Annotated in this window: 20 protein-coding genes and 1 tRNA gene; 13 read left to right on the top strand and 8 right to left on the bottom strand. The window is 66.0% G+C overall.

Annotated features, from left to right (window positions below; genetic code table 11):
* Positions 1 to 88: 88 nt before the first annotated feature.
* The gene (gene rocF / locus KUV49_RS11410) at positions 89 to 1,018 is read left to right on the top strand and encodes an arginase (protein WP_222450054.1); all 930 of its coding nucleotides are present in this window, start codon (positions 89 to 91) and stop codon (positions 1,016 to 1,018) included.
* A 17-nt stretch (positions 1,019 to 1,035) separates the two neighbouring features.
* On the top strand, positions 1,036 to 2,088 hold the full coding sequence (locus KUV49_RS11405; protein WP_222450053.1) for an ornithine cyclodeaminase: 1,053 nt from the start codon (positions 1,036 to 1,038) through the stop codon (positions 2,086 to 2,088).
* 400 nt (positions 2,089 to 2,488) lie between these two features.
* Here KUV49_RS11405 and KUV49_RS11400 read toward each other — a convergent pair whose 3' ends face one another.
* The 6 genes from KUV49_RS11400 to pdxH all read right to left on the bottom strand — a co-directional run bounded on the left by KUV49_RS11400 (position 2,489) and on the right by pdxH (position 9,495).
* A complete protein-coding gene (locus KUV49_RS11400) occupies positions 2,489 to 6,154 on the bottom strand; it encodes a vitamin B12-dependent ribonucleotide reductase (protein ID WP_222450052.1) in 3,666 nt (1,221 codons plus the stop codon).
* Positions 6,155 to 6,781: 627 nt separating this feature from the next.
* Entirely contained in the window at positions 6,782 to 7,534 is a 753-nt protein-coding gene (locus KUV49_RS11395; protein WP_222450051.1) for a hypothetical protein, read from the bottom strand.
* 18 nt (positions 7,535 to 7,552) lie between these two features.
* A tRNA-Pro gene (locus tag KUV49_RS11390) sits at positions 7,553 to 7,629 on the bottom strand.
* A gap of 149 nt (positions 7,630 to 7,778) precedes the next feature.
* Positions 7,779 to 8,267, bottom strand: a complete 489-nt coding sequence (locus tag KUV49_RS11385) for a DUF192 domain-containing protein (RefSeq protein ID WP_222450050.1) — start codon at positions 8,265 to 8,267, stop codon at positions 7,779 to 7,781.
* On the bottom strand, positions 8,231 to 8,770 hold the full coding sequence (locus tag KUV49_RS11380) for a cold-shock protein (protein WP_410000764.1): 540 nt from the start codon (positions 8,768 to 8,770) through the stop codon (positions 8,231 to 8,233). Before KUV49_RS11380 ends, KUV49_RS11385 begins: the two co-directional genes overlap by 37 nt.
* A gap of 119 nt (positions 8,771 to 8,889) precedes the next feature.
* Positions 8,890 to 9,495, bottom strand: coding sequence for a pyridoxamine 5'-phosphate oxidase (pdxH, locus tag KUV49_RS11375; protein ID WP_222450049.1), 606 nt, complete (start codon positions 9,493 to 9,495; stop codon positions 8,890 to 8,892).
* Positions 9,496 to 9,675: 180 nt separating this feature from the next.
* On the opposite strand from pdxH, the gene fabI reads away from it, so the two are divergent.
* The 6 genes from fabI to KUV49_RS11345 are packed head-to-tail and all read left to right on the top strand — an operon-like array spanning position 9,676 to position 16,216.
* Positions 9,676 to 10,482: an enoyl-ACP reductase FabI gene (fabI, locus tag KUV49_RS11370; RefSeq protein ID WP_152492240.1), complete on the top strand. Its 807-nt coding sequence runs from the start codon at positions 9,676 to 9,678 to the stop codon at positions 10,480 to 10,482.
* Between the two features lie 25 nt (positions 10,483 to 10,507).
* A complete protein-coding gene (gene gpt, locus KUV49_RS11365) occupies positions 10,508 to 11,008 on the top strand; it encodes a xanthine phosphoribosyltransferase (RefSeq protein WP_152492239.1) in 501 nt (166 codons plus the stop codon).
* Between the two features lie 9 nt (positions 11,009 to 11,017).
* Positions 11,018 to 12,205, top strand: coding sequence for an aminotransferase (locus KUV49_RS11360; protein ID WP_222450048.1), 1,188 nt, complete (start codon positions 11,018 to 11,020; stop codon positions 12,203 to 12,205).
* Between the two features lie 49 nt (positions 12,206 to 12,254).
* Positions 12,255 to 14,096 (top strand): peptidyl-prolyl cis-trans isomerase, encoded by a 1,842-nt coding sequence (locus KUV49_RS11355; RefSeq protein ID WP_222450047.1) that lies wholly within the window; start codon positions 12,255 to 12,257, stop codon positions 14,094 to 14,096.
* A gap of 11 nt (positions 14,097 to 14,107) precedes the next feature.
* Positions 14,108 to 15,619 (top strand): anthranilate synthase component I, encoded by a 1,512-nt coding sequence (gene trpE / locus KUV49_RS11350; protein ID WP_222450046.1) that lies wholly within the window; start codon positions 14,108 to 14,110, stop codon positions 15,617 to 15,619.
* Positions 15,620 to 15,676: 57 nt separating this feature from the next.
* The gene (locus KUV49_RS11345) at positions 15,677 to 16,216 is read left to right on the top strand and encodes a pseudouridine synthase (protein ID WP_222450045.1); all 540 of its coding nucleotides are present in this window, start codon (positions 15,677 to 15,679) and stop codon (positions 16,214 to 16,216) included.
* A 73-nt stretch (positions 16,217 to 16,289) separates the two neighbouring features.
* On the opposite strand, the gene KUV49_RS11340 is transcribed toward KUV49_RS11345, so the two are convergent.
* Both KUV49_RS11340 and KUV49_RS11335 read right to left on the bottom strand, forming a co-directional pair.
* The gene (locus KUV49_RS11340; protein WP_222450044.1) at positions 16,290 to 17,384 is read right to left on the bottom strand and encodes a sensor histidine kinase; all 1,095 of its coding nucleotides are present in this window, start codon (positions 17,382 to 17,384) and stop codon (positions 16,290 to 16,292) included.
* A gap of 159 nt (positions 17,385 to 17,543) precedes the next feature.
* Positions 17,544 to 19,151 carry a divergent polysaccharide deacetylase family protein gene (locus KUV49_RS11335; RefSeq protein ID WP_315899502.1) on the bottom strand — a complete coding sequence of 536 codons (1,608 nt, stop codon included), beginning with the start codon at positions 19,149 to 19,151 and terminating at the stop codon, positions 17,544 to 17,546.
* A gap of 136 nt (positions 19,152 to 19,287) precedes the next feature.
* Between KUV49_RS11335 and KUV49_RS11330 the strand changes: the two genes are divergently transcribed.
* Genes KUV49_RS11330 through glp form a run of 5 tightly spaced genes read left to right on the top strand, consistent with a single transcriptional unit; the run spans position 19,288 to position 23,342 of the window.
* Positions 19,288 to 19,869, top strand: a complete 582-nt coding sequence (locus tag KUV49_RS11330; RefSeq protein WP_222450043.1) for an anthranilate synthase component II — start codon at positions 19,288 to 19,290, stop codon at positions 19,867 to 19,869.
* A complete protein-coding gene (gene trpD / locus KUV49_RS11325) occupies positions 19,866 to 20,888 on the top strand; it encodes an anthranilate phosphoribosyltransferase (RefSeq protein ID WP_222450042.1) in 1,023 nt (340 codons plus the stop codon). Before KUV49_RS11330 ends, trpD begins: the two co-directional genes overlap by 4 nt.
* Complete coding sequence (gene trpC / locus KUV49_RS11320) at positions 20,885 to 21,697, top strand: indole-3-glycerol phosphate synthase TrpC (protein WP_222450041.1); 813 nt, start codon at positions 20,885 to 20,887, stop codon at positions 21,695 to 21,697. The genes trpD and trpC overlap by 4 nt, the downstream gene beginning before the upstream one ends.
* Entirely contained in the window at positions 21,697 to 22,173 is a 477-nt protein-coding gene (gene moaC, locus KUV49_RS11315) for a cyclic pyranopterin monophosphate synthase MoaC (protein WP_222450040.1), read from the top strand. Before trpC ends, moaC begins: the two co-directional genes overlap by 1 nt.
* Positions 22,170 to 23,342, top strand: coding sequence for a gephyrin-like molybdotransferase Glp (gene glp / locus KUV49_RS11310; protein WP_222450039.1), 1,173 nt, complete (start codon positions 22,170 to 22,172; stop codon positions 23,340 to 23,342). Before moaC ends, glp begins: the two co-directional genes overlap by 4 nt.
* Positions 23,343 to 23,362 lie beyond the last annotated feature (20 nt).

The following is a 23,362-nucleotide window of genomic DNA, read 5'->3' as shown; positions in this document are numbered from 1 at the left end:
GATATTGGTTTCGGTATGAACAAAATACCTGCTTCATTCCAACCATTTTAGCAACAACATTCTGGCCAACACCAAAAGGAGCCGTGCGATGACCCAGACCAACTGCATTCTGATCGGTGCCCCCGTGGACAGCGGCAAGGCAAGGCGCGGCTGCCTGATGGGCTCGGACGCGCTTCGCGTGGCGGGGATCGAGACATCGCTGGCCTCACTGGGCCACACGGTAGAGGACTGGGGCAACCTGACCCCTGCCCCGGCGAGCGCGCCCGCCTCCCTGCCCGGCCACCTGGTGCAGCCGGCGGAAACCATCGGCTGGACCGAAAGCATCGCCGCCTCCGCCGAGAAGGCGATGGACAGCGGCCTGCCGATATTCTTGGGGGGCGATCATGCGCTGTCGCTTGGCAGCGTGATCGGCGTGGCCAACCACGCGGCCCGCGTGAACCGCCCGCAATTCGTGCTGTGGCTGGACGCGCATACCGATTTCCACACGCCGCAAAGCACCGAGTCGGGCAACCTGCACGGCACGCCGCTGGGTTACGCCACCGGGCGCGACGGGTTCGACGGGTTCCCCGAGGTCGCCAATCCGGTCCCCTACAAGAACATCTGTTTCCTCGGCCTGCGCTCGGTCGACCCCGATGAGCGCGAGTTCCTGCAATCCACCCCCGCGCATCGCCACGACATGCGCAGCATCGACGAACAGGGCATCGCCCGGCCCCTGGCCGCCTTCCTCGACACGGTCGCGGCGGCAGGCGGCGCGCTGCACGTGTCCTTCGACGTCGATTTCCTCGACCCCGGCATCGCGCCCGCCGTGGGCACCACCGTGCCGGGCGGCGCCACGATCCGCGAGGCGCATCTGGTGATGGAGATGATCTGCGACAGCGGCCTCATGACCTCGCTCGATCTGGTCGAGCTCAACCCGTTCCTCGACGAGCGCGGCCGCACGGCTCAGGTGATGGTGGAGCTGACCGCCTCGGCGCTTGGCCGCCGCATCTTCGACCGTCCCACCCGCGCCTTCGCCTGATTTCAAAGGAGCCTGACATGCCCATCCTCGCCCCCTCCGACAAGGCGCTCGTGCCGTTCGTCTCCGTCGAGAACATGATGCGTCTGGTCCATCGGATCGGCATCGAGAAGATGCTGACCGGGCTGGCCGAATACATCGCGGCCGATTTCGCCCGGTGGGAGCTGTTCGATAAGACACCGCGCGTCGCCAGCCACTCGGATGTGGGCGTGATCGAGCTGATGCCCACCTCGGACGGCGAGGCCTATGGCTTCAAATACGTGAACGGCCACCCCAAGAACACCAAGGACGGGTTGCAGACCGTGACCGCCTTCGGCCTTCTGGCGGACGTGGACACCGGATACCCGGTGCTGCTGACCGAGATGACGGTGCTGACCGCCCTGCGCACCGCGGCCACCTCGGCGCTGGTGGCCAAGCATCTGGCGCCAAAGGGCGCGGACACCATGGCGATGATCGGCAACGGCGCTCAATCGGAATTCCAGAGCCTTGCGATGAAGGCGATCCTGGGACTGAAAACGGTGCGCCTGTGGGACATCGACAAGGCCGCAACGCGGAAAGCGGCGCGCAACCTCAAGGGGCTGGGCCTGAACGTGGTGGAATGCGACAGCGCCGAGGACAGCATGGAAGGCGCGCAGATCATCACCACCTGCACGGCGGACAAGCAATATGCCACGATCCTGACCGACAACATGATCGGCGAAGGCGTGCATATCAACGCCATCGGCGGCGACTGCCCCGGCAAGACGGAGCTGGCCCCGGCGATCCTGACGCGCTCGGATATCTTCGTGGAATACCCCGAGCAGACCCGGATCGAGGGCGAGATCCAGCAGATGGACCCCGATCATCCGGTCACCGAGTTCTGGCAGGTCCTGACCGGCGCCGCGCCGGGCCGCACCAGCGACCGGCAGATCACGCTGTTCGACAGCGTCGGCTTTGCCATCGAGGATTTCAGCGCCCTGCGTTACATCCGTGACCATATCCCCGGCACGGATTGCTTTCTCGACCTCGACCTGCTGGCCGACCCGGACGACCCGCGCGACCTCTTCGGCATGGTACAACGCGCCACGCCGTAAGAGCCCGTCACTCATACGCGCTCGCCTCGGGTAATGAACCTGGATCTGATGCCGCCTCGGACCCGGGTGAAACCGCGTGACCTTGGCTTCTGCGTCTGGAAAGAACGGACGCTACATCGCTGAGGAAACAAGAAAAACGGGGGGCACAAGGCCCCCCGGTACAAGTTTCGCCGCTCAGGCTCACTCTTTATGTACCGCCCGGTTTCTGCCTGCGGCCTGAGCTGCGTCAGGGGCGAGCGCACCCGCCCCGGATCAGGATGGGTCAGAGCGATAGTCTGCCCCCACCCTAGTCTTCAGACCCCGCGCGATGTCTCGCGCCACTGGCCTGTCTCGTCGGGGCGGCCGGCCTAACGCCAAGCCGGGACCGCCCCTACACATCCCCCAGGGGATGCGTGTTCAGTCAGCTACACCCGGACGTCGCGCCGCAGGTGTTGCACTTCATGCAGGTGCCGTTGCGCACCAGCGTGTAGTTGCCGCATTCGCCGCAGGCCTCGCCCTCGTAGCCCTGCATCTTGGCCTTGGTCGCCGCCGTCATGCCCACCGTGCCCGAGGACACCGCCGTGGTCGTGGTCGCGCTGGCCGGCTTGGTTTCCGGCACCAGCGTCTTCAGCGCCGTCTCGGGATCGCCGCTGTCGAGCGCGGTGGCGAGCGCCGCCCCGCCGTTCAGCACCACCAGTTCCTGGGGCAGACGCTTGCGCAGGTAGCCCGTGGAGCTGATCTGCTTGAGCACTTCGAGGGATTTCGAGGCCGCTTCGCCCGACATCTCCTTGATATTGCTCACGCCTTCCTCTTCGCCACGGCCAAGGTCGTCGAACGACGCGCCTTCTGGTTTGACATGCGCCAGGTCCGTGCGGTCGAGATAGCTGACCGCCAGTTCGCGGAAGATATAGTCCAGGATCGACGTGGCGTTCTTGATGCTGTCATTGCCCTGCACCATCCCCGCCGGTTCGAACTTGGTGAAGGTAAAGGCGTCCACGAACTCCTCCAGCGGCACGCCGTATTGCAGACCGACCGAGACCGCGATGGCGAAGTTGTTCATCATCGCCCGGAACCCGGCGCCTTCCTTGTGCATGTCGATGAAGATCTCGCCAAGGCTACCGTCACCATATTCGCCCGTCCGCAGGTACACCTTGTGCCCGCCGACGACCGCCTTTTGGGTGTAGCCCTTGCGACGCTCCGGCATCTTCTCGCGGTGCGATTTCACCACTTCCTTGACGATCACCTTCTCGACGATCTTCTCGGCCAGCACGGCGGCCTTTTCCTGCGCCGAGCCGCTTTCCAGCACTTCGGCGGCCTCGTCGTCATCCTCGACCAGCGCGGCGGCCAGCGGTTGGCTGAGTTTCGAGCCGTCGCGGTAGAGCGCGTTGGCCTTCACCCCCATCTGCCAGCTGCGCTCATACGCGGCCTGGCAATCCTCGATGGAGGCGTCGTTGGGCATGTTGATCGTCTTGGAGATCGCGCCCGAGATAAACGACTGCGCCGCCGCCATCATGTCGATGTGGGAGTTCACCGACAGGAAGCGCTTGCCCTTCTTGCCGCAGGGGTTGGCGCAGTCGAAGACCACGTAATGTTCTTCGCGCAGGTGCGGTGCGCCTTCCAGCGTCATCGTCCCGCAGACGTGGTCGTTGGCCGCCTCGATGTCCTTCCGGGAATAGCCCAGCGAGGCCAGCAGGTCGAAGGTCGGGTCGTTCAGCTTTTCGGCCGGGATGCCCAGCACGTTGCGGCAGAACTCCTCGCCCAGCGTCCACTGGTTGAAGACGAAGCGGATGTCGAAGGCGCTGCCAAGCGCCGCGTCGATCTTGGCCAGCTCGTTGGCGCCAAAGCCGTGGCCGGCGAGCGTGGTGTGGTTGACGCCCGGCGCGTTGCCGATGGTGCCGTGGCCCACGGCATAGGCGACGATCTCCTCGATCTCGGCGCTGCCATAGCCCAGCTTTTCGAGTGCGGCAGGCACCGACTGGTTGATGATCTTGAAATAGCCGCCCCCGGCCAGCTTCTTGAACTTCACCAGCGCGAAGTCGGGCTCGATGCCGGTGGTGTCGCAGTCCATCACCAGGCCGATGGTGCCGGTGGGCGCGATCACAGTGGATTGCGCGTTGCGGTAGCCGTGCTGTTCGCCCAGCTTCAGCGCCTCGTCCCAGCTGGCCATCGCCAGGTCGGCCAGACGGGTGTCCGGCACGTTGGCCAGGTCCAGCGGCACGGGTTTCACGGCCAGCTTCTCATAGCCTTCGGTCGCGCCATAGGCGGCGTTGCGGTGGTTACGCATGACCCGCAGCATGTGCGCCTTGTTGCGGTCGTAGCCGGCGAACGGGCCCAGTTCCTTGGCCATCTCGGCCGAGGTGGCATAGGCCACGCCGGTCATGATCGCGGTCAGCGCACCGCAGAGCGCCCGGCCCTCGTCGCTGTCATAGCCAAAGCCCATGTTCATCAGGAGGCCGCCGATATTGGCGTAACCCAGCCCCAGCGTGCGGAACTCGTAGCTCAGCTGCGCGATCTCCTGGCTGGGGAACTGCGCCATGGTAACCGAGATTTCCAGCGTCACGGTCCAGAGGCGCGTGGCGTGAACATACGCTTCCGCATCGAATGTGGTGCCGTCGAAGAATTGCAGCAGGTTCATCGACGCCAGGTTGCAGGCCGTGTCGTCGAGGAACATGTATTCCGAGCACGGGTTCGAGCCGCGGATCGCCCCGTCTTCCGGGCAGGTGTGCCAGGCGTTGACCGTGTCGTGGTACTGGATGCCCGGATCGGCGCAGGCCCATGCGGCATGGCCCACCTTCTCCCACAGCTCGCGGGCGGGGATTTCCTTGACGACCTTACCGTCGGTCCGGTTGGTCAGCGGCCACATCGCGTCGTCCTTGACCGCCTTCAGGAAGGCATCGGTGACGCGGATCGAGTTGTTGGAGTTCTGCCCCGATACAGAAGCGTATGCTTCACTGTCCCAGTCGGTGTCATAGGTCGGAAACTCGATGCTCTCGTAGCCTTGGCGAGCATAGTCCAGCACGCGCTTGACATAGGTTTCCGGGATGGCCGACTTTTTCGCGCCGCGAATGGCGTCTTTGAGTTGTGCGTTCTTGCTGGGGTCGACCGCATCCTCGGTGCTGCCGTCCCAGGCGCGGATCGCGCCGAAGATGTCATTGAGCTTCGCCTCGTGCATCTTGGAGCCGGCGACGATCGACGCCACCTTCTGTTCCTCGATGACCTTCCAGTTGATGAAATCCTCGATATCGGGGTGGTCGACGTCGCAGATCACCATCTTGGCGGCGCGGCGCGTGGTGCCGCCCGACTTGATCGCGCCTGCCGCGCGGTCGCCGATCTTCAGGAACCCCATCAGGCCGCTGGACTTGCCGCCGCCCGACAGCGGCTCGTTGGCCGCCCGCAGCGAGGAAAAGTTGGTGCCGGTGCCCGAGCCGTACTTGAACAGGCGGGCCTCGCGCACCCACAGATCCATGATGCCGCCGTCCCCGACAAGGTCGTCCTTGACCGACTGGATGAAACACGCATGAGGCTGCGGGTGCTCATAGGCGCTGCTCGATTTGGTCAGTTCGCCCGTCTTGAAATCCACGTAGTAGTGGCCCTGGCCCGGGCCGTCGATGCCATAGGCCCAGTGCAGGCCGGTGTTGAACCATTGCGGGCTGTTGGGCGCCGCCATCTGCCGCGCCAGCATGAAGCGCATCTCGTCGAAATAGGCGCGGGCGTCTTCCTCGGTGGTGAAATAGCCACCCTTCCAGCCCCAGTAGGCCCAGGCGCCGGCCAGCCGGTCGAAAACCTGCTTGGCGCTGGTCTCGCCGGTTTTCGGCGTGTCGTCACTGGCGGGGACCGAGCGCCACAGGAACTCGGGCACGTCCTTTTCCTCGACCTTCTTCAACGCGGTGGGCACGCCGGCCTTGCGAAAGTATTTCTGGGCGATCACGTCGCTGGCGACCTGGCTCCACTTGGCGGGCACCTCGACCTCGTCCAGCTTGAAGACGGTGGTGCCGTCAGGGTTGCGGATTTCCGAACTCGTGGTGACGAAATCCAGCTCCGCGTAAGCGTCCTGACCTGCCTTGGTGAACTTTCTTTCAATCTTCATTGTGGCTGCCCCATGATCCAGCATTTTATGACCAGCACGGCCTTTGGCCGCAAACCTGCGCGTCTCAGTGGACCAGGAGGGAAAACGATGCCTGCCGATGCGCCGCATCCGGTCGCACCCTGCATATCCCGGCGGTGCCGGCGGAATTCGTGGTGTCTGTCCCTACCTGGATCCGCTCCACTATATCTTGTGGCTTGCTGATCCGCCCACACAAAGTGGCGTATCGGGACATAGACGGTCAACGAATTTTTTACCCTGATTGCCGAAAAATTTGGGTTGACCGGCTTATCCACAACGGCGGCGCGCGGCCCCTGGCGATTCATTCGGCGGGCCAGGGCGAAGGCGGCCCGGACACCGGGCGCGAAAAGCGCTTTCATACATGCGGCTTAGCCGGTTCTGAACGGACCAGTTCGGCTCTCGAGACCCGTGCTGCCCAAAAACCCACCACATATTGTATCCACAGGCCGCTGCCGGCCCCATATAGAGCGCAACCATCGGCCTGCGCACTCGACCGACCCCGATTCCGCAGAATCACCGCTAATCGGACGTCCCAAGTTGTGCTGGAGGAAGAAGTGGTCGGGGCGGCAGGATTCGAACCTACGACCCCCTGCGCGCGGACAAGACGCTTTATCTGGAGAACCGACCGGGCCGGTCTATGGTAACGTCTCCGGAAACTTCTGCACCTGCTCTTGCCCACGTCTCATTCGTGGAGTGATGCGCGGTGGGATGAGGGGCGATGATGAACTTCTGATCTCCCGATGTAAGCTCGCGCCACGTTCCAGCTTTTTGCCAATGTTCCAGCTTTACTCCGGCAATCCAGGGCCAGTGGCAGGAAAAGCCGCCGCTTTTTCCGTAGAAGACAATAATCTTCGGCTTGTTCTCTTGGATCAAGGTTTTCAGACCTTGTGCACGCGTCGCCGCGAAATGAGCGAAATAGAGTTCACGCGACCAAAGTTCGGGGATGTCGGTCCACTCGTCATATTGCCAGCAAGAGGCTTTTCGCTTCGGTAGCGGCATCAACTCCAGCAAGCATGTTTTAGAGGAATCACGCCCCCAAGTAGAAGCTTGAAAGTCGCGAACCGCTTCGCGGTCCGGTTTCGCTCCTTCCGCTGACATCTGAAAGTAGATCAGCTTGGCCCAGGTCGACTGGAGCTTCACGTTCTTGCCGGTCGTCAAATGGCCAACGCCCATGGCTTCGTGATAATCGGCGAGGTCTTCAACCGCTCGTCGCCCGCGCCTCTCCCACGCTTCCAAACGCTTCTCGACGGTGTCCTTGCCGCCACCACCTTCTTCCATCCCGATGAACCAAATCGGCGCCGAAAGATCGCCGTATCCATAGAAGTTTGCAGCGTATTCGAGCAAGAGATTGGAATCGAGCATCAGCTCTCCTCTTCTCAGTGGTCGGGGCGGCAGGATTCGAACCTACGACCCCCTGTACCCAAAACAGGTGCGCTACCAGACTGCGCCACGCCCCGGACCGTGGCGCCCCGTGTAGAGCGGTTTGCGACGAATGGAAAGCCCCATTGCGACGCGCGCTGAATCTGCGCGACATGGCATCCCGGACTTGATCCGGGATCTCCCGGCAAGAGGTCCCGGGTCAGGCCCGGGACGGGCGCACGCAGGCCTACTCGGCGTCGCAGGGCCAGGCGGCGGCAGCGATCGCCGGGTGGCGCAGCTCGGTGCCTTCGGAAATGCCCAGTTGCCGGGCCATGCCGCCATTGATCTCCAGCACGTACTGGATCGCGTCGCCGCCGTAGATCAGCGACTCGTCCAGCGGCTGCGCCTCGTGATGCACCTTCTGCACCGTGCCGGTGTCGTCGAGAAAGATCATGTCGAGCGGGATAAGCGTGTTGCGCATCCAGAACCGCACCGGGCGCGGCGCCGGATAGGCGAACAGCATGCCCGCCGAACGCGCCATGCTATCGCGGTTCATCAGCCCCTGCGCCCGCTCGGCCCTGTCGTCGGCCAGTTCCACCGTGAAGCTGGCAGAGCCCCAGTCGCCGCGCAGGTCGACCTTGTCGTCGCGGCAGGCGCCAATCGCGGCCCCCGCCGTCAGCAGCAGCGCCAAGGCGCCCGTCAGGAGCCCTTGGATTCCTTGACCGCCATTTCCCATCCACACACCTCCGTGGCCATGCGGCCGCGTTTACCTTCTATGACACGAATGGCAAGGGCCTCGCCCGGCTGCAAGTCCGCAAGGCCCGACCGGCGCAACACTTCTATGTGAACGAACACGTCCTCGTCACGCCCGAACGTGTTGGCAAAGCCGAACCCCTTGCCCTTGTCGAACCATTTCACCCGCGCCGGTTCCAGCGGGGCGGCGCGGATCACCTCGGGGTCGATACCTTCCAGGTCCGCCAGCCCGGTGGCCTCGGCATCCTCCGGAGGCTTGATCTCCAGCACCTCCACCGCCTGCACGCCGCGTTCGGTCTGCTGGACCGTCAGCAGGATGCCGGCGCGGTCGGCGACGGAGCTTTGACCGAAATTGCGCAGAACGTTGGCGTGCAGCAGGATGTCCGGACCGCCCTCGTCGGCCACGACGAATCCGAACCCCTTGACGGGATCGAACCACTTTACATGGCCATGCAATTGCCTGGTGCCGTTTGCCGAGTCTTCCACGCTCACTGTCCGGTTGGGCCGTGTTCACAGGCCGTTTCGGAATATTGCGCCGAAGTGAACCACGGTTTCAAGAGACTCCCATGGTATTCAACGGTGTGCATCCCTGAACCGCGCGTCCGTTATGGACTTAACCGCTTGATTTCCCAGTCACTTTCCTGCGCATCCCGTCGCCAGACAAACCGATCGTGCAGACGGAAGGCGCCGTCGGCCCAGAATTCGATTTCAACCGGAGCGATACGAAACCCGCCCCAAAACTCGGGACGCGGTGGATTCGGCCCCTTGGCGGCGGTCACGCGCGCCACCTCGGCCATCAGCTCGGTCCGCGAGCCCAGCGGTTGCGATTGCTTCGACGCCCACGCCCCCAGGCGGCTTTTAAGCGAGCGCGACGCGAAATAGGCGTCGGCCTCGGGGCCGTCCTCGCGGGTGACGGTGCCGCGCACCCGGATCTGGCGGCGCAGCGATTTCCAGTGCAGCACCAGCGCGACCTTGCCGCTGGCCGCGATCTCGGCGCCCTTGGCGCTCTCGTAATTGGTATAGAACACGAAACTGTCCGGGCCGATGCTTTTCAGCAGAACCATTCGGACATTGGGCATCCCCTCGGGATCGACCGTCGCCAGCGCCATGGCGTTGGGATCGTTGGTCTCGGTCTTCTCGGCTTCGGCCAGCCAGGCGCGCGCGATCTCGAAGGGATCGTCGCCCGCGAATTTTCCGTTTCTGTCGGTCATTCGATCTTTCCCGTCCTGTCCCCTTCCCGCGCTAGACCGCGGCGCGCGATTGCGCAAGTACAACCTGATCCGCCCGCCACGCATTCTCGCCTGCATGCCGTCGCATCCGGTCTTTGGCTTGATGCACCTTTTGCAATCGCCTAAAGCAGTCAGACAAGCGAAGTGGGCCGAGGGCACTGAATGTCAAATCAACTGATGGCGGGCAAGCGTGGGCTGATCATGGGATTGGCCAATGACAAATCCATTGCGTGGGGAATCGCCAAGGCCTGCGCCGACGCCGGTGCCGAACTGGCCTTCTCCTACCAGGGCGAGGCGCTGCTGAAACGCGTCAAACCATTGGCCGAGGAACTGGGCAGCGACACCGTCCTGCCCTGCGACGTGGCCGACATGGCCTCGATCGGAGCCCTGTTCGACGAGTTGGAAAAGAAATGGGGCAAGATCGACTTCCTGGTCCATGCCATCGGCTTTTCCGACAAGAACGAGTTGCGTGGCCGCTACGTCGACACCAGCCGCGAGAATTTCATCAAGACGATGGATATCTCGGTCTATTCCTTCACCGCCGTGGCCCATCGCGCCGAGAAACTGATGACCGATGGCGGCTCGATGCTGACGCTGACCTACTATGGTGCTGAGCAGGTGATGCCGCATTACAACGTCATGGGTGTCGCCAAGGCCGCGCTGGAGGCGTCGGTGAAATACCTGGCCGAGGACCTGGGTCGCGACGGTATCCGCGTGAACGCCATTTCCGCCGGGCCGATACGCACTCTGGCCGCCAGCGGCATCGGCGATTTCCGCTATATCCTGAAATGGAACGAGCTGAACTCGCCCCTGCGCCGCAACATCACGATCGAGGATGTGGGCAAGTCCGCGCTCTATCTGCTCAGCGATCTGGGCAGCGGCACCACGGGCGAGAACCTGCACGTGGACGCGGGCTATCACATCGTCGGCATGAAGGCCGTCGACGCGCCGGATATCGACAAGAGCTGATCTGCCCCCGAACGGGAGACACCGCATGACCGACCGCCTGCCCCACGAAAAAGGCTTTCACGTCAGCTGGGACCAGCTGCACCGCGACGCCCGCGCGCTGGCCTGGCGGTTGCAGGACGAGGCGCCCGCCGATGCCGACTGGAAGGCCGTGGTCGCCATCACCCGCGGCGGCATGGCCCCCGCGATGATCGTCGCGCGCGAGCTGGACATCCGCGCGGTCGATACGATCAGCGTGAAGTCCTATGACCACCAGACACAAGGCAAGCCGAAGATCCTGAAATCCCCCGACCCCGACCTTGTGGGCGATGGCGAGGGCGTGCTAATCGTCGATGACCTCGTCGATACCGGAAAGACGCTGGAAGTGGTCCGCGCCGCCCTGCCGAAGGCGCATGTCGCCACTGTCTATGCCAAGCCGCAGGGGCGCGAACTGGTCCATACCTTCGTCACCGAGGTCAGCCAGGACACCTGGATCTTCTTCCCGTGGGACTTGGCCCTGCAATATGTCGAACCCTATCGCGGGGCCTGAGGGGACAACATGACAAGCCGCACCGAGACGACCTTTTCGCCCCCGGTGATGGAGGCGCGGCGCTGGCTGGAGGGTGTCACCTTCCCGCCCGAGCGCCCGCTGATCAACGTGAGCCAAGCCGCCCCGGTGGAGCCGCCGCCCGAGCAACTGCGCCGCGTCATCGCAGAGGCCGCGCTCAATGAGCCTCAGGCGCATCTCTACGGCCCCGTGCTGGGCCGCCCCGACCTGCGAGAGGAAGTGGCCCGCCAATGGTGCGGCGCCTATGGCGGGGCCATCGCGGCCGACCAGGTCGCCATCACCTCGGGCTGCAACCAGGCCTTCGCTGCCACCATCGCCGGGCTGTGTACCGAGGGCGACGAGGTCATCCTGCCCACCCCGTGGTACTTCAACCACAAGATGTGGCTCGACATGCAGGGCGTCGCCTCCGTGCCCCTGCCCACCGATGACGCGCTGCTGCCCGACCCCGAGCGGGCCGCCGCGCTGATCACCCCGCGCACACGGGCCGTCTCATTGGTCACCCCTAACAACCCCGGCGGCGTGGAATATCCCGCCGAGCTGGTGCGCGCCTTCTTCGACCTCGCGCGCCGCCACGGCATCGTGCTGATCGTCGACGAGACCTACCGCGATTTCGACGCCCGCAGCGGCGCGCCGCATGACCTCTTCACCGATCCCGCTTGGGACGACACGCTCGTTCAGCTTTATTCCTTCTCCAAGGCCTATCGCCTGACCGGCCACCGGGTGGGCGCCATGGTCGCCAGCCGCGCGCGGCTTGCCGAGGCCGAGAAGTTCCTCGATACCGTCACCATCTGCCCCAACCAGCTGGGCCAGATCGCCGCCCTGTGGGGGATGCAGAACCTTTCCCAATGGCTGGCGGGCGAACGCGACGAGATCCTCGACCGCCGCGCGGCCATTTCCGACAACATGGACAAGATCGAGGGCACGGGCTGGCGCCTCATGGGCTGCGGCGCCTATTTCGCCTATCTCCGCCACCCCTTCGCCATGCCGTCGGACGAGCTGGCGCAAAAACTGGTGGCCGAGGCCGGTATCCTGCTCTTGCCCGGCACCATGTTCCAGCCCGCCGGTGACGCGCAGGGCAAGCGCGAGGTCCGCGTGGCCTTCGCCAACGTCAACCGCGCAGAAATCGGCACGCTCTTCGACCGGCTGGCCGCGCTTGACTGGCCCCTTGCTCCTCGCTGAAACCGGCCTTAGACAGGCCTGAACGCAAGAGCAGCCCCGGGGAGGCCAAATGGCAGCCAAAAGCATCACGAAACCGCTTGTCTGGATCTTGATGGGTCTTCTGATCCTCGGTCTTGGCGGCTTCGGCGTCACCAGCCTGTCGGGAACCCTGCGCACGGTCGGCACCGTGGGCGAGGCCGAGATCTCGGTCCAGGACTATTTCCAGGGCCTGCAGAACGAGATCCGCGCCGAAGAGGCCGACCGGGGCGAAAGCATCAGCTTTGCCCAGGCCCGGGAGTTGAACATCCCCGAGCGCGTCATGGGCCAGCTGACCGTGCAGGGCGCGCTGGACCATGAAACCATCGTCAACGACATCTCGGTGGGCGACACGAACCTGGCCGACCAGATCACCTCGATGCGCCAGTTCACCGGGCCCGGCGGCGAGTTCGACCGCGAGGCCTACCGTTTCACGCTGGACCGCATGGGCATGAACGAGTCCGAGTTCGAGGACGACATCCGCCGCGAGATCGCCCGCAGCTTCGTGCAGGCCGCGGTGCTGTCCGGCGTCACCATGCCAGAGGCCTACACCGACACCGTCAAGCAATACCTCGGCGAACGGCGCGGCATCGAATGGGCGGTGCTGGGCCGCGAGGACCTCGAGGTCGGCGTGCCCGAGCCCACCGACGAAGACCTCGCCGCCTTCCATTCCGAAAACGAGGCGCGGTTCACCCGCCCCGAGGTCAAGCGCATCACCTATGCGTGGCTGACGCCCGAGATGATCCTCGACACGGTCGAGGTGGACGAACAGGCCCTGCGCGACGCCTACCAGGCGCGACGCGACGAGTTCGTGCAGCCCGAGCGCCGGCTGGTCGAACGGCTGGTGTTTTCCGACACCGCCGCCGCCGAAGCCGCGATGGCGCGGCTGGAAGAGGGCGAGACCAGCTTCGAGGATCTGGTGGCGGAGCGCGGGCTGGCGCTGGCCGATACCGACATGGGCACCGTCGAGGCCGCCGATCTGGGCGACGCCGCCGATGCGGTGTTCGGCGCCGCCCCCTCCGAAGTGGTGGGCCCCCTGCCCAGCAGCGTCGGCCCCGCGCTGTTCCGCGTGAACGCGGTGCTTCAGGCGCAGGAAACCACCTTTGAAGAGGCCGAGCCGGAACTGCGCGACATCATCGCCGTCGACCGCGCCCGCCGCGTGGTCGAAGGCCGGGTCGATGCGGTCGACGACCTTCTGGCCGGTGGCGCCACCATCGAGGATCTGGGCGCCGAGACCGCCATGCGCGTGGCCAGCATCGACTGGCATCCCGGCATGTCAGAGGAAATCGCCGCCTACGAGGGCTTCCGCGCCGCCGCCGCGAACCTCGGCGAGGACGACTATCCGGAAGTGATCGAGCTGGAGGATGGCGGCATCTTCGCCATGCGCCTGGACGAGACCGTGCCCCCCACCCTGCAACCGCTCGACGAGGTGCGCGACGCCGTCGCCGAGGCCTGGACCCAGACCAGGATCAACCAGCTTCTGCGCGAGCAGGTCGCCGGCAAGGTCGGGCGCCTGGCCACCGGCGAAAGCTTTGACGACGTCGAGCTGAGCATCGACGGCAGCGAAGAGGTCACCCGCCGCGGCTTTATCGAGGAAGCCCCGCAGGAGTTCATCCAGACCGTGTTCGGCATGGAGGCGGGCGAGGTCGAGGTGATCAACGGCAATGGCCGCATCTTCGTGCTGAAGCTGAACACGATCGAGCCGCCCGACCCCGAGGATGGCGACCTGCAACAGATCGACCGCTTCCTGCGCAACGAGACGGCGGGCAGCCTGTCGCAGGACCTGTTCCAGGTGCTGGCCAACGACATCCGCACTCGCGCCGGTGTCAATTTCGACCAGGGCGCGCTCAACGCCGTGCACAACAACTTTCAGTAAGGGCTGACGCGTTGGATCTCACCCCGTCATTCGAGGATTTCGCCAAAGGCTACGAGGCCGGACAGAACCAGGTCGTCTATGCCCGGCTGGCCGCCGACCTGGACACGCCCGTGTCGCTGATGCTGAAACTGACGGGCGCGGCCCGCGATGCGTTCCTGCTGGAATCGGTGACCGGCGGCGAGGTGCGCGGGCGCTATTCCATGATCGGGATGAAGCCCGACCTGATCTGGCAGTGCCACGGGCAGACCAGCCGCATCAACCGGCAGGCCCGGTTCGACGCGGACGCGTTCCAGCCGCTGGAGGGCTCGCCACTCGACACGCTGCGGGCGCTCATCGCCGAAAGTCGGATCGACCTGCCCGAGGGCCTGCCTGCCGCCAGCGCGGGGCTTTTCGGCTATCTGGGCTATGACATGATCCGGCTGGTCGAACACCTGCCCGACGTGAACCCCGACCCGCTGGGCCTGCCCGACGCGGTGATGATCCGCCCCTCCGTCATGGCCGTTCTGGACGGGGTCAAGGGCGAGGTGATCGTCGTGGCCCCCGCCTGGGTCAGCGACGGACAAAGCCCCCGCGCCGCCTATGCCCAGGCCGCCGAGCGGGTGATGGACGCGGTGCGCGACCTCGAACGCGCCCTGCCCCAGCAGGCCCGCGACCTGGGCGACGCCCGCGAGGCCGGCGATCCGGTCAGCAACTTCACCCGCGAGGGCTACAAGGCCGCGGTGGAGAAGGCCAAGGAATACATCCGCGCGGGCGACATCTTTCAGGTCGTGCCCAGCCAGCGCTGGACGCAGGCGTTTCCGCAGCCGCCCTTCGCGCTCTATCGCAGCCTGCGGCGCACCAACCCGTCGCCCTTCATGTTCTATTTCAACTTCGGCGGTTTCCAGGTGGTGGGCGCCAGCCCCGAAATTCTTGTCCGCGTCATGAAGGGCGAGGTCACGATCCGCCCCATCGCCGGCACAAGGCCCCGCGGCGCCACCCCGGAAGAGGACCGCGCCAACGAGGCCGACCTGCTGGCCGATCAAAAGGAACTGGCCGAGCACCTGATGCTGCTGGATCTGGGCCGCAACGACGTGGGCCGCGTGGCGAAAATCGGCACGGTGCGACCCACGGAAGAGTTCATCATCGAGCGCTACAGCCACGTCATGCACATCGTGTCGAACGTGGTGGGCGAGCTTTCCGACGAGCACGACGCGCTTTCCGCCCTTCTGGCCGGTCTGCCCGCCGGTACGGTATCCGGCGCCCCCAAGGTCCGCGCGATGGAGATCATCGACGAACTGGAACCGGAAAAACGCGGCGTATATGGCGGCGGCGTGGGGTATTTCAGCTGCACCGGCGACATGGATGTGTGCATCGCCCTGCGCACGGCGGTGGTGAAGGACGGCAAACTCTACATCCAGGCGGGCGGCGGCGTGGTCTATGACAGCGACGCCGAGGCCGAGTACATGGAGACCGTCCACAAATCCAACGCCATCCGCCGCGCCGCCGCCGACGCCACACGCTTCACCGGCAACGGCAACACGTAGGGTGGGGTTTCACCCCACCTTGACCGGCTTCCACCCCACCACCTCCAGCCACTCGCCATGCTGATCCTCTTCAACAAACCCATGGGCGTCCTGTCGCAGTTCACCGACAAGGGCACCGAGGGCAGCCCCCGCCCGACGCTTTCGGGTTTCATCGACATCCCCGGCGTCTATCCCGCCGGGCGGCTCGACCGCGACAGCGAGGGGCTCTTGCTGCTGACCGACGACGGCAAGCTGCAGGCGCGCCTGTCGAACCCGAAATTCAAGACCGAGAAAACCTACCTGGTGCAGGTCGAGGGCGACCCCGACGCCGCAGCCCTTGGCGCGCTCGCGAAGGGCGTCACACTCAAGGACGGCCCCACCCGGCCCGCGAAGGCCCGCCGGATCGACCCACCTGATCTCTGGCAGCGCGACCCGCCCGTGCGGTTCCGCAAATCCGTGCCCGATTGCTGGCTGGAGATCACCATATCAGAAGGCCGCAACCGGCAGGTCCGCCGCATGACGGCGCATGTCGGCCACCCCACCCTGCGGCTGGTGCGCTGGCGCGTGGGGGACTTCACGCTGGACGGGATCGCCCCCGGCACGTGGCGCGAGGCCTGAGCCGGGCGGTCTTGTCCGCACCGTCGCCGGGCACGCCACGAGCCACCGCCGCGTCGCGCCGGTCCGGTCCGCTCTACGCCGCCGCGGGTGTGAAGGTCAGCGTCGCCTCGACACCATGCGCGCCGTTGCGCAAGTCCAGGTCCGTGCCAAGCTCCAGGCAGATCACCTCGGCGATCTTCATTCCCAGACCGGCGGACTCGACCCCGTGGTCGGGCGGAAGGCCCACGCCGGTATCCGAACAGGTCAGCCGGACCTGCCCGTCCGGTTCGAGACCCAGCTCGACCGTCACGCTGCCCTTATGCCCATCGCGAAACCCGTGCTTGAAGGAATTCGAGACGAATTCGTTCACGAAGGTCCCCACGGCCACGGCCTGCTGCGCCGGGACCGAGACCGGCGTCGTCGCCACCTCGAGCGTGACCCCGTCAGGCGCCAGCCCCTCCATCTGCGCGCAGACGCTGGTCAGGAAGGCCCCCAGTTCGACCACGCCGTGGTCGTCGGACTGATACAGCATCTCGTGCAACTGTGTCAGCGCGTCGATCCGGGTCTTGACCATCGACAGGGCCAGCTTCGCGTCGTCCGATGCAAAGGCCCTGGATTGAAGATTGGTGAAGGATGACAGCGATTGCAGCGAATTCTTGACCCTGTGATCCACCTCGCGGCGCAGGATATCGGCCGACCGCAGCGCCTTGCGCATCTCCAGCATGGTCACGACCTGCCGCGCCAGAACACGCAGGGTGTCGCGCTGCAACGCGGTCAGCTCGCGGGGCTCGTAGTCCAGAACGCAAAGCGTGCCCAGCGGCAGCCCGTCCTGCGTGGTCAGCAGCGCCCCGGCATAAAAGCGCAGGCCGGGCTCGCCGCAGCACAGTGGGTTGTCCTGCATCCGTGGGTCGTCCAGCGTGTCCCGGATCTCGGCAAACTCGTCTTGCAGGATCACATGCGCACAGATCGAGGTGGCCAGCGGCGTCTCGCGCACGCCAAGCCCGGTTTCCGCCTTGAACCACTGCCGTTCGGCATCGATGAAATTGACCACCGAGATCGCCGTGCCGCAGGTCGCCGCGGCCAGCTTCACGATCTCGTCGAACTCCTTCTCGGGATCCGTGTCGAGGATCTCGAAGTCGCGCAGCGCGGCAAGTCTGCGTTGTTGGAGCGGATGGTGAAGGGCTTGCATGGAAAATGACGGTCCTGAACTGTGGTCAACTGGGCAATGGCGCCGCCGGGTCTGCTGCGCCGCGTATCGTGGAATATCCGGTTCCTGAGGATCCTTACGACATCCCCCAGGCGCGGCGCAACCGGGGGTGCGCGCACCGTCGCGTCACGCGAGGACAGCCTACTCCGCCGTCAGCACCGCCGAGACCGGCGCCAGCGCCACGCTGGCGGCCCGGTCCTGCAACCCCCACAAGAGCAGAGCGCTGATCGTGTCGGGGCGCAGGCGGCCCACCATGATCACCCCGCCCTCTTCCTGGCCCGCGCGGAACGCGGCCTGGTCCAGGAACCGGCGCACCGCGCTGGCGTTCTGGCCGTTCGAGTCGAAGTCCCGGAACACGGTGGCCGAGGGCACGCCCTGCCGCGCGATCAGCTTTTGCACGGTGTTCAGCCCGTTGGGGAACATCACCAGGCCATGACCGCTGTCTTGCAGGATCGGCGCCAGTTGCTCGGCCGCCTCGCGGCTGGATTGCAGGCCGGTCCCGGTGCCCTCGAAGACGGCGACCGCCTCGGGGACGGCCTCGAGGTAGATGCTCATGGACGTCTCGGCATCGCTGGCGGAGGCATTCTGCGGCAGGTCGACCATGACCAGCACCTCCATCCCTGCGGCGCGATACTTGGCGGCGGTTTCGGCGGCGTTGGCGTCCGAGGCATCCACCGCAAAGCTGAGCGGATAGGGGAAATCGGCCAATGCGGCCGGGCCGATCGGGCTGGTGCCGTCGTCGATCAGGATGATCGACATCAGCGGCTTGTTCTCGGGGTTCTCGAACGCCGTCGCGTAGCGTTCCAGTCGCGGCAGGTCCTCCGGCGTCGCGGCCTCGGCGGTCTCTGCCTCCGTCTCCGCCGCTTCGGCGGGCGCCGGGTCGGGCTCGGGCTCGTCGATGGCCGTGGGCAGGCGATTGGTGGTCACGCCATCGGCCAGGTCGCCGATGGTTCCGGTCGCGGCCTCCTCGCCTGCCGTGTCCACGCCTTCGCCACCTGCCTCGCCCTCGGGCGCGGTCGTGTCCGCAGGCGCATCGCCCTCCGGGGCCGCTGGCGCGGTGTCTTCCGCCGCCTCCTGCGGCTCGGACAGCTCGGCGCCGTCCTGCGCCTCCGGTGCGGGCATGTCGCTTGCCGGGGCCTCCGGGGCGGTCTCGGGCGCGGCGTCGGCCTGCGCCTCGGGCGCGGTCTCGCCGTCCGCCGCGGGGGCCGCATCGCTCCCGCCCGCCGGGTCATCCACGCCGTCGTCCTCCCTTTCGGGAAAAGCTGCGCTTTCGGTCTCCGGCTCCGGCATCGCGGGCTGCGCCGGCTCGGTGGAAATCGACAGATCGTCCTCCCCCGTGGGCGCTTCGGGGGCCTGGGCCTGCGGATTGGGCAGCACCGGCTGCTCCGAGCCGACATCGACACCGCTCTCGCCCTCGGGCGAGTCCGGCATGTTCAGGCCGGTCTCGGGCGCGCCGGTCTCGGGCTGGCCCGACGAGGTGGTGTCGGCCCCTTCCAGCGAGCTGAGATCATCGGGATCGGGTGCGGTCACCTGAGGCACCGCGTCGGGCGTCTGCGTGTCCTGCAGCTTGGGCAGAGACACCGCGTCATCCTCCCGCGACTGGTCGAATTCCGAGCCCGCGGGCACCTCCACCTCGGTCGCCTCGGGCGGCGCATCGCCCGGCAGGTCGCTCAACACGGAAAGCCCGCCCAGGAGAAGCCCCGACACCGCCGTTCCCGTCACCAATCCGGCAAGATATCCGCGTAACACTGCTTTTGCCCTCATATTTCTTTCTTAACAGTTTTGCGCCTCTTGACCCTGCCGCGCAACCCTGAGCATCTATATCGCGATTGAAAGCCCGGGTCATAGGCCCGAAATGACACGGCGCAGACGGGAAATTGGCGACATGTTGCTGCTCATCGATAACTACGACAGTTTCACCTACAACCTCGTGCAATACGTGGGCGAGCTGGGTGCGGACGTGAAAGTGCACCGCAACGACGCCCTGAACGTGCAGGAGGCGATGGCGATGAAACCCGCGGGCATCCTGCTGTCTCCCGGCCCCGGCACGCCGTCCCAGGCGGGCATCTGCAAGGCGCTGATCGAGGCGGCGGCGGATACCGAAACGCCCCTGCTGGGCGTCTGCCTGGGGCATCAGGCCATCGGCGAGGTCTTCGGCGGCACTGTCACGCGCCACTCGGACATCGTGCACGGCAAGATGGGCACGATGCATCACACCGCCTCTGGCGTCTTTGCCGGACTGCCCACGCCGTTCGAGGCGACACGCTATCATTCGCTCGTCGTGGCGCGCGACACCTGCCCCGATGTGCTGGATATCACGGCGGAACTCGAGGACGGCACGATCATGGGCCTGCAACACAAGTCGCTGCCCATCCACGGCGTGCAGTTCCACCCCGAATCGATCCGCTCGGAACACGGGCACGCGTTGCTGAAGAATTTCCTCGACGTGATGAAGGTGCCCGCGTGAGTGACAGCCTGAAGCCCCTGATCGCCGCCGCCGCCGACCGCCCGCTCAGCCGCGCAGAGGCCGAGGCGGCCTTTACCACGCTTTTCGAGGGCGAGGCGACGCCGGCGCAGATGGGCGGCTTCCTGATGGCCCTGCGCACGCGCGGCGAGACGGTGGACGAATACGCCGCCGCCGCCGCCGTGATGCGCGCCAAGTGCCACAAGGTGACGGCCCCGAAGGGCGCGATCGACATCGTCGGCACCGGGGGCGACGGCAAGGGCACGCTGAATATCTCGACCGCCACCGCCTTTGTCGTGGCCGGTGCGGGCGTGCCGGTCGCCAAGCACGGCAACCGCAACCTCAGCTCCAAGTCCGGCGCGGCCGATGCGCTCACGCAGATGGGCGTCAACGTGATGGTCGGCCCGGATGTGGTTGAAAAGGCTTTGGAAAAGGCCGGAATCGCCTTCATGATGGCGCCCATGCATCATCCGGCCATGGCCCATGTCGGCCCCGTCCGGGCCGAGCTGGGAACGCGCACGATCTTCAACATCCTCGGCCCGCTCACCAATCCCGCGGGCGTCAAGCGCCAGCTGACCGGCGCCTTCAGCGCGGCGCTCATCCGCCCCATGGCCGAAACCCTGGGGCAGCTCGGGGCCGAACGCGCCTGGCTGGTTCATGGCGGTGACGGCACCGACGAGCTGAGCATTTCCGCCCCCAGCCAGGTGGCGGCGCTGGAAGAGGACGGCACCATCCGCGAGGCGGAAGTGCATCCCGAGGATGCCGGCCTGCCCATGCACCCGTTCGAGGATATCCTGGGCGGCACGCCCGAGGAAAACGGCCGCGCCTTCCGCGCCCTGCTGGACGGCGCCCAAGGCGCCTACCGCGACGCCGTGCTGCTGAACGCCGCCGCAGCCCTTGTGGTGGCGGGCCACGCGGACGACCTCAAGCAAGGCGTCGAGCAGGCCCGCGACAGCATCGACAGCGGCGCCGCCCGCGCCCGGATCGAGACACTTGCCAAAATCACATCGGAGGCCGCATGAGCACGCCGTCCATCCTTGAAAAGATCAAGGCCTACAAGCTGGAGGAAATCGCCGCAGCCAAGGCCGACAAACCTCTGGAAACTCTGGAAAACGAAGCCGCGAACGCCCCGCCCGTGCGGCCTTTCGGAAATGCACTCCTGCAGGCCAGCAAGACCGGCTTCGGCTTGATTGCCGAGATCAAGAAGGCCAGCCCGTCCAAGGGCCTCATCCGCGAGGATTTCGACCCCGCCGCGCTCGCCGCCGCCTATGCCGAGGGCGGCGCCACCTGCCTGTCGGTCCTGACCGACACGCCCAGCTTCCAGGGCGCCCCCGAATACCTAGTGCAGGCCCGCGAGGCCTGCGATCTGCCGGTGCTGCGCAAGGATTTCCTTTACGATCCCTACCAGGTGGTCGAGGCCCGCGCCTGGGGCGCGGACTGCATCCTGATCATCATGGCCTCGGTCACCGACTCCCAGGCCATCGAGTTGGAAGAGGCCGCCATCGCGCACGGCATGGATTCGCTGATCGAGGTGCACAACGAAGAAGAGCTGGAACGCACGAACCTGCTGAAATCCAACCTTCTGGGCATCAACAACCGCGATCTCAACACGTTCGAGACCTCGCTCGACACCACCAAGCGCCTGGCCCGGCTGGCCCCCATCGAGCATCTTCTGATCTCGGAAAGCGGATTCTACACCAATGACGACCTGGCGGAAATGGCGCGCTACGGTACGCGCTGCTTCCTCATCGGCGAAAGCCTGATGCGGCAAGAGGACGTCACCGCCGCAACCCGCGATATCCTGTCCGGCTCCGCGCCGGCGGCGCACTGATGGCGGGGCTCACGCATTTCGACGGCAAGGGCGACGCCCACATGGTCGACGTCTCGGACAAGGACGTGACGGCGCGGGTCGCCGTGGCCGAGGCCCATGTCAAGATGGCCCGCGAAACCTTTGATATCATTACCGAAGGCCGCGCGAAGAAGGGCGATGTCCTGGCCGTCGCGCGGCTCGCCGGCATCATGGGGGCCAAGCGCACGCCCGAGCTGATCCCGCTCTGCCATCCGCTGCCCATCGCCAAGGTCGCGGTGGAACTGACCCCCGATCCCGACCTGCCCGGCATCCGCATCGAGGCCACCGTCAAGACCACCGGCCAGACCGGCGTCGAGATGGAGGCGCTGACCGCGGCCAGCACCGCCGCCCTGACGGTCTATGACATGGCCAAGGCCGTGGACCGCGCGATGGAAATCGGCGGGCTGCGCGTTGTGCTGAAAGACGGCGGAAAATCAGGCCGTTACGAGGCGAAATGATCACCGTCGACGAGGCTCTCACGCACCTCTTTTCGCTCGTCTCCCCGCTGGTGCCGGAAACCGTTCCGCTGCGCGAGGCGCATGGCCGCGTGCTGGCGCAGGATGCCGAGGCGCGCCGCGACCAGCCGCCGTTCGACGCCTCCTCGATGGACGGCTACGCGCTGAAGGCGTCCGAGGCCGCGCCCGGCGCCAGCTTCGACATCATCGGCGAATCCGCCGCCGGGCATGGCTTTGCCGGCACCGTCGGCGCGCAGCAGGCCGTCCGCATCTTCACCGGCGCGCCGGTGCCCGAAGGGGCCGACAAGGTCGTGATCCAGGAGGATGTCACCCGCGACGGCGACCGCATCACCCTGGGTGACAGGCTGGAAGAGAAGCCGAACATCCGCCCCCGCGGCGACGACTTCCGCATCGGCGACCGGATCGAGGCGCCCCGCCTGCTGTCCCCCGAGGACGTGGCGCTGCTGGCGTCGATGAACGTGGCCGAGGTCACCGTCACCCGCAAACCCAAGGTGGCCCTCATCGCCACCGGCGACGAGCTGGTCATGCCCGGCGAGGACCCCGGCCCCGACCAGATCATCGCGTCCAACTCCTTCGGCCTCTGCGCCCTGCTGGACACTCTGGGCGCCGAGCCCCGCATGCTGCCCATCGCCGGCGACACGCGCGAGGCGCTGGAAACCGCCTTCGACCTCGCCAAGGGCGCCGACCTGGTGATCACCATCGGCGGCGCGTCGGTGGGCGACCATGACCTCGTCGGCGCGGTGGCGGGCGATCTTGGCATGGAGCGGTCCTTCTACAAGGTGCGGATGCGCCCCGGCAAACCTCTCATGGCCGGTCGCATGGGCGAGGCCGCCATGCTGGGCCTGCCCGGCAACCCGGTTTCGGCCATGGTCTGCGGGCACATCTTCATGGCCCCGATGATCCGCGCCATGCAGGGACTTGGCGCACACCCTGCCCCGCGCCTTTCGGCCAAACTCGCCGCCGACATGCCCCCCGGCGGCCCGCGCGAGCATTACATGCGCGCCCAAGTCGAGAACGGCACCATCCTGCCCGAACGCAGCCAGGACAGCGGCATGCTCTCGGTGCTGGCCCGCGCCAACGCGCTGCTGATCCGGCCCGCCGACGATGCCCCCCGGGCGCAGGGCGACCGGGTCGATTACGTGCCGATCTGACCGTAAATCCACAGACCCGT

Source organism: Roseovarius atlanticus (assembly GCF_019802205.1).
GTDB lineage: Bacteria > Pseudomonadota > Alphaproteobacteria > Rhodobacterales > Rhodobacteraceae > Roseovarius > Roseovarius atlanticus_A.
This window is presented reverse-complemented; position numbering and strand designations above follow the sequence as displayed.